The 6,247-nt window shown below is 35.9% G+C and carries 12 protein-coding genes; 2 read left to right on the top strand and 10 right to left on the bottom strand.

The features are described from left to right. Positions 1 to 26 precede the first annotated feature (26 nt). The 5 genes from A6E06_RS11255 to A6E06_RS11235 all read right to left on the bottom strand — a co-directional run bounded on the left by A6E06_RS11255 (position 27) and on the right by A6E06_RS11235 (position 2,336). Positions 27 to 668 (bottom strand): hypothetical protein, encoded by a 642-nt coding sequence (locus A6E06_RS11255; protein WP_065593006.1) that lies wholly within the window; start codon positions 666 to 668, stop codon positions 27 to 29. Between the two features lie 137 nt (positions 669 to 805). Beyond that, the gene (locus tag A6E06_RS11250) at positions 806 to 1,090 is read right to left on the bottom strand and encodes a hypothetical protein (protein WP_065593007.1); all 285 of its coding nucleotides are present in this window, start codon (positions 1,088 to 1,090) and stop codon (positions 806 to 808) included. Between the two features lie 42 nt (positions 1,091 to 1,132). Beyond that, positions 1,133 to 1,438, bottom strand: coding sequence for a hypothetical protein (locus tag A6E06_RS11245; protein WP_065593008.1), 306 nt, complete (start codon positions 1,436 to 1,438; stop codon positions 1,133 to 1,135). A 246-nt stretch (positions 1,439 to 1,684) separates the two neighbouring features. Then, a complete protein-coding gene (locus A6E06_RS11240) occupies positions 1,685 to 1,987 on the bottom strand; it encodes a helix-turn-helix domain-containing protein (protein WP_017020976.1) in 303 nt (100 codons plus the stop codon). Positions 1,988 to 1,991: 4 nt separating this feature from the next. Continuing rightward, positions 1,992 to 2,336 carry a type II toxin-antitoxin system RelE/ParE family toxin gene (locus A6E06_RS11235; protein WP_017020975.1) on the bottom strand — a complete coding sequence of 115 codons (345 nt, stop codon included), beginning with the start codon at positions 2,334 to 2,336 and terminating at the stop codon, positions 1,992 to 1,994. A gap of 263 nt (positions 2,337 to 2,599) precedes the next feature. On the opposite strand from A6E06_RS11235, the gene A6E06_RS11230 reads away from it, so the two are divergent. Next, positions 2,600 to 2,845, top strand: coding sequence for a type II toxin-antitoxin system CcdA family antitoxin (locus A6E06_RS11230; protein WP_065593009.1), 246 nt, complete (start codon positions 2,600 to 2,602; stop codon positions 2,843 to 2,845). Beyond that, on the top strand, positions 2,846 to 3,163 hold the full coding sequence (locus A6E06_RS11225; protein WP_065593010.1) for a CcdB family protein: 318 nt from the start codon (positions 2,846 to 2,848) through the stop codon (positions 3,161 to 3,163). 123 nt (positions 3,164 to 3,286) lie between these two features. On the opposite strand, the gene A6E06_RS11220 is transcribed toward A6E06_RS11225, so the two are convergent. The 5 genes from A6E06_RS11220 to A6E06_RS11200 form a co-directional block, all read right to left on the bottom strand. Continuing rightward, positions 3,287 to 3,580, bottom strand: a complete 294-nt coding sequence (locus A6E06_RS11220; protein ID WP_065593011.1) for a HigA family addiction module antitoxin — start codon at positions 3,578 to 3,580, stop codon at positions 3,287 to 3,289. Beyond that, positions 3,580 to 3,858 carry a type II toxin-antitoxin system RelE/ParE family toxin gene (locus A6E06_RS11215; RefSeq protein WP_012534781.1) on the bottom strand — a complete coding sequence of 93 codons (279 nt, stop codon included), beginning with the start codon at positions 3,856 to 3,858 and terminating at the stop codon, positions 3,580 to 3,582. The genes A6E06_RS11220 and A6E06_RS11215 overlap by 1 nt, the downstream gene beginning before the upstream one ends. Positions 3,859 to 4,037: 179 nt before the next feature. Continuing rightward, positions 4,038 to 4,550: a cold shock domain-containing protein gene (locus A6E06_RS11210; protein WP_255312080.1), complete on the bottom strand. Its 513-nt coding sequence runs from the start codon at positions 4,548 to 4,550 to the stop codon at positions 4,038 to 4,040. Between the two features lie 132 nt (positions 4,551 to 4,682). Next, complete coding sequence (locus A6E06_RS11205) at positions 4,683 to 5,273, bottom strand: outer membrane beta-barrel protein (protein WP_065593615.1); 591 nt, start codon at positions 5,271 to 5,273, stop codon at positions 4,683 to 4,685. Between the two features lie 204 nt (positions 5,274 to 5,477). Further along, the gene (locus A6E06_RS11200; protein ID WP_065594263.1) at positions 5,478 to 6,107 is read right to left on the bottom strand and encodes a hypothetical protein; all 630 of its coding nucleotides are present in this window, start codon (positions 6,105 to 6,107) and stop codon (positions 5,478 to 5,480) included. Positions 6,108 to 6,247 lie beyond the last annotated feature (140 nt).

Genomic DNA, 6,247 nt, shown 5'->3' with positions numbered 1-6,247 from the left:
TGTAGCAAATCGTGTTGATGCAATTGTTAAGCGGCTTTACCAATTCGTAAACATTTCTCAGTTATATGTTTAGCCACATCGTCAGATCTTGGCACGCAAGCATAATGTAGAGCAAGGTGTAATCGTAATGCATCCTGTGCGTCTTTAGATTGAATGGATTCAGTTATTAATTTTGACTCAGCGTGTAAGCGATCATTACGAAGTTTATCAAAAAATTCACCCATTGATTTTTGTGCGTTACGAGATTGAACAAAAAACAATCCCGCAACCGCATCCATTATAATACCAGCACTAAACTGAGCAATTGTAGCCGTAGTTGTTCCTTCAGTATGTAAAAATGCGGATATAACGATAATAGCAAAACCAAGTGAAGCGAATATCATACTAAACCAAAAACTAACTTTCGATTGGCTCAGTATTTGAGAATAATAATTTGCAAGTTGTTCAATCTCAAAAGGTACAGATTGTTCCTTACTCTTTTCTAAAGCACTCTTAAATTGTGCTGCATCCTCTGTCGATGCTTCAATTTCAAACGACCCAAATCGAACCCTTTTTAATACACCTGATTTCAATGCACCAAATAACGCTCCAAATGCCATAGCTATTGAAAATGTCGCAACTATTCCAGCAATTAATTCTTTGGGATCTATCCCCGATATAAATGACAATTTAATTCCTCCTGCCGCTTAACGCCTGCATAACACGTTTGCTACGATACAGACTTAGCTGAATTTTAACGCCTTAATCACTGAAACTAAAGGCAAACTGACAACGCCGAGTGTAGCAAATCGTGTTGATGCATTTGTTATGTGCGTTTCAATTTAGACAGATGTTTTTGATATTTACGCTCTCGAAAAAACCATGAAATTAGACTTATTGGTATCAATACACCAATTGCAATTGTGATATAAATCGCTGATTCTTGTATTGATGATAAATACCACACAGAAGATGGGAAAATAAAACCAGCAAGAATGTGACCGACAAGTAAACCAAATAGAGCAAGACTAGAGCTACGTGTCATATAGCTAATCATTCCTCTTTTACGTTCATTTTTCCATTTGTGAAATTCAATATCAGGGTCTTTCATAAAGCATAACCTTATATCGTGAACTAGATTTAAATTGAGTAATTAAGAATTTGACGATTTTGCTAACCTTCTTTTCTTACACTCTTTTTCATAAATGGTTTCACTTATTATCCACATAAAATAATTTATGATTAAACCAAAAACGAGTAAAGCAGATATTTGTACATAGAAGTCTAGCCAATATTCTTCCCATGTACGTATTTTATCGAAAACAATATAGCCAATAAATCCACCGAACAAGACAGCGCCACCAATAATCAATGTTTGCTTTAAAACATAATTTAGCTGCCCTTTTTTACGGGTAATTGCCCAACGTTCAAATTGCTTATTTTTCCACTGCTTGATCATAGGTTAATTTTCTCGTTTTAGTAACAACCAAAGATTAAGATTATACCCTTCACGATTAATAAAATGTGTTCTACTTCAATAGAAAAGAAGATGTAAGCCTCACACAGTAAAAAAGCACATAACGCCTGCATAACACGTTTACTACTATGCAATTATACTTAATATTGACGCCTTAAAACGAGAAACACCCGACAACCTGAGATGCCGAGTGTAGTAAATCGTGTTGATGCATTTGTTATAAGTACATCACACCGCAAAGCCAAAGTGACTACCATCTGACATTTCAACATCAAGACGTAACTTGCCACCCGTTGCTTCAATATATTTTTTTAGTGATGACAATTTAATATCTTGCCCTACTTTTTCCATCCCAGAAATAGTCGGTTGTTTTACGCCCATAGCTAGAGCCAATTCATTCTGAGTTAAAGCCGCTCTTTCACGTAACTCTGCTAAATGAATGTTTAATAACATTTCTGTTGCCAACTCTTGAGCTTGAGCAACAACTTCTGGCTTTTCATTCGCCATGATTTCTTGAAGTGTACGAGCCATATTATTACCCTCTATTATTCAAATGAGCTTGAAATTCTTGATCTGCTATTGGGATCATCTGTTTGTAAAAACGCTTTTCATTACCGCCTTTGTTACCAGCACATAATAAAATACCTTTACGCTCAGGGTCGAAAGCAAAAAATGCTCTCAATGGATCACCGTTACTTTGTACTCGAAGCTCTTTCATATTTGTAAACTTCGAACCATAAACAGTATCTGCATAAGGCCTAGAAAGATGCGGACCTTTATTTTGAAGTAACAACATACCAGCGATCACATTTGCACGTTCTGAATCGTTTAGTGAATCAAACCATTCATCAAATGTATCCGTAGTAATAACTTCCCACATAATAATTCCCTACAACCTTAATATAGGCTACATATTATATAGGTTCAAGCTTATAATCAAGTATTGATGCAAATTTGTACTTATAACGCCTGCATAACACGTTTGCTACCATACAGACTTAGCTGAATTTTAACGCCTTAATCACCAAAACTAAAGACAAACCGACAACGCCGAATGTAATAAATCGTGTTGATGGCTTTGTTAAATGCCTTCTAACGGTATATACTGAACCCACATACTTAATGCGCATAAAGGGTCACGTTATGAGAAGCCAATACAATACACAAGCGATAAAAAAAGCAACCAATCTAACGTTAAATAGCGATCTACTCGCTGAAGCAAAACGATTAAAAATAAACCTTTCAGCAACAATGGAGAAGGCATTATCACAAGAAGTAAGCAAACTAAAAAGACAGGAATGGTTAGAGCAAAACTCTGAAGCTATTAATGCTTGCAACGAACTAACCGAGAAACACGGTCTTTTTTCTGATTCATACCGAGTATTTTAAATGTCACAATTTACGCTATATAAAAACAAAGACAAAAGCTCAGCTAAAACCTACCCTTATTTTGTAAATGTTCAAAGTGATTTATTGGATAACCTAAATACTCGATTAGTCATTCCATTAACGCCAATTGACCTACTTGATAAAAAAGCCCCAAGTCACCTTTGCCCAACAATTCATATTGATGAAGGTGACTTTGTCATGTTAACTCAACAAATGACAAGTGTTCCGGTTAAGATCCTAACCGACCCAGTTAATGAATTATCGACTTTCAGAAATGAAATTATTGCTGCAATCGATTTCTTAATCACTGGCATTTAACGCCTGCATAACACGTTTACTACTATGCAATTATACTCAATATTGACACCTTAAAACGAGAAACACCCGACAACCTGAGATGCCGAGTGTAGTAAATCGTGTTGATGCGATTGTTATATTTTACTACACCATAGCAAAATTGATCGTGTGCACCTTAGTTAAATTCACGTTTTGTTTTGCTTGCCATAGATCGTAATTGTCTTGCATTGTTAGCCAACTTTCAGGCGTACGACCTAGTGATTTTGAAAGACGTAATGCCATTTCAGGGGAAATTGAACTCTTACCCTTTATCACTCGATTTAGAGTTGAAGCCGCAACATCAAGTTGTTTAGCAACAAAGCGACAACTATAGCCAAATGGTTCCATATAAACGTCATGGATAAACTCACCTGGATGTGGGGGATTGTACATAGCCATTAATGGTAATCCTCGTAATTTAAAATGTAAGCATTACCATCGACAAACTCGAAAGTAACACGCCAGTTACCATTTACTGTAATTGACCAAATTCCATCTCTATCCCCTTTCAGAGGATGAAGCTTGAAGCCCGGCAAATCAACATCATCAATAATGGTTGCAGTATCTATCGCGGCTAATTGCATTCTCAATTTGCGATCATGTTTCGCTTGAATGCCCGCTTTACTGCCAGTCTCAAAAAACTTTTTAAGACCTTTGTGCTTAAATGTTTTAATCATACGAAGAGTGTAGCGCGTTGCGCATTATGACGCAAGTTTCAATAAAAAATATAACGCCTGCATAACACGTTTGCTACCATGTAGATTAAACTTAAATTTACCACTTAATGCGGTAAACCCAAAGAAATCTAGAATGCCGAATGTAGCAAATCGTGTTGATGCATTTGTTATATTGCCTACTAAAAATTACAGTGCTGACTTTCACAAGGTACACCATCGCCATCTCCATCCATTTTTGTATTTGGACAATTAGCAATGTAGAACTTAGCTTCGTCACATGACCTCATTTCGCTACAGTAAGTTTTTCCATCACAGCTAAACCCCATATTTTCATATGCAGGCGTTGTAATAAGTAAAGGTGCTGAGTCGTTTTTAGATACGTTACTTTTTGACAAAAATTGATAGCCAAGTATGCCGATTGTGATAACAGCCAACACCAAAATTTTTGTTACGAAAGAGCTTCTAGATTTAGATGGTTGAACACCGATTAGTGAAATAGATTTAGCATTCGTTTTATCATTTTTATATTCAATTAAAAATGCTACCTCATCACCAACTTGTGGCCGACGGTAACCTTTTTTAAATTGAGAGATGTGAGCGAATATATTACCTGACGCATTGTCACTTTGAATAAACCCAAAACCACGATCATCAACCCATTTTATGATTTTACCTTTCCTTTTCACTGGCAATATAACGCCTGCATAACACGTTTACTACTATGCAATTATACTTAATATTGACATCTTAAAACGAGAAACACTCGGCAAACTGAGATTGCCGAGTGTAGTAAATCGTGTTGATGCATTTGTTATGCTGCTGATTTAGAAGAAATAACGAGCACCTAGATAAAAACCAGTTAACGTTAAATTAGCTTCTTCTATCTCTGTAAATGCAGCTCGATAGCCTAAATTTAAATCTAATCCATACGGTAATCGAGTGCCAATTTCAGCACCCAATTGGTAACCCATTTCTTTTTTTGAATAGTTTTGATTTGCGCTGTCTTTAACATTGATATCTATTTGGCCAACACCAACCATTGGAGCAAAGTAAATACTTCCAAAATCATAGAGGACAAATAGTTTAGCTTTAGCATTAATGAAAAATGCATCACCATCAGAGCTTAAAGAGCCTGTATTATCTATTTCACCAAATGTTCGATACTCAGCTTCAATGCTAGTTTTGACGACTCGGTGAGTATCAAATTCATAACCTGCGACAAGGTTGTAACCTAAATCACTTGATTCTTCTGCTGATGCATTCCCTATTTCAAGCTCAACATTGTTAGCCATCGATAAATCAGCACCAATATAAAATTGATTATTAGATTTTTGAACGTGCTCATTAACATTTGCGTAAGAAGATGCACTCGTCAGAATAAGAGAAGCAGCAATTAGTCCTTTAAGCTTACCCATTTAGTATTACTCTCAATAAAAAGAATCATATTATCATAGCAAAATAGAATGCGGTAATTATTAATATAAGTCTTTCAAAAGTGGCATAACGCCGCAATAACACGTTTATTACTACGACGACTTAGCTGAATTTTACCGCCTTAAACACCTAAACCAAAGACAAACCTACACCGCCGAATGTAATAAATCGTGTTGATTGCTTTGTTATAAGCTGCTGATTATACGGCAATATTTCTTTATCTTTTTAGATTTGATAATAATAGGTTGAATATTATCCTTAGTAGGTGACCAAATACTTCTCACCTCTTTTTGGTAAGAATATTCGTTTTCTTTAATCAATGCTGGATGTACTCCGGAATCAAAGTCATGTGGCATTCGGCGAGGTTGATACTTACACTTATGACTACCTTGATACAAACCCTTATGCTTTAGTGATTTACTGATACATTTAAAAAAGTTTTCAGGCTGTTCAATGGCCACACATGAATCATATCCAAAGTCTCTCATTGCAGACTCATCAAACTCGTAAGTTGTACAGTAAATATAGAAATCAGGACTAGTTTGAGGTTTTTCTAACGTAATCCCTGATATATTTACTGTTGCGCCTTCCGCTAACTTGAAAAAAGACTTAGTAAACTCTGGCTGATTAGCAGTAGACCAACAAGCTTGATCTACGCCCATGTATGTTGATTTAGTTCCTTCTTTATTATCACCAATTTCTTGTCCATGCTTTTCTTCATCTCGAAATTCATACAAAGTACCAATCCTCAATGAACCCTGCTCTACTAGCAGCTTCGCATGCTCTTTTTTCATATATTTATACAGAACACCCATATTTCACCTTTTAGCTTATAACGCCTGCATAACACGTTTGCTACGATACAGACTTAACTGAATTTTACTGCCTTAATCACTGAAACTAAAGGCAAACTGACAACGCCGAGTGTAGCAAATCGTGTTGATGCAATTGTATG

Origin of the sequence: Aliivibrio sp. 1S175, from assembly GCF_001690985.1 — a bacterium.
GTDB lineage: Bacteria > Pseudomonadota > Gammaproteobacteria > Enterobacterales > Vibrionaceae > Aliivibrio.
This window is presented reverse-complemented; position numbering and strand designations above follow the sequence as displayed.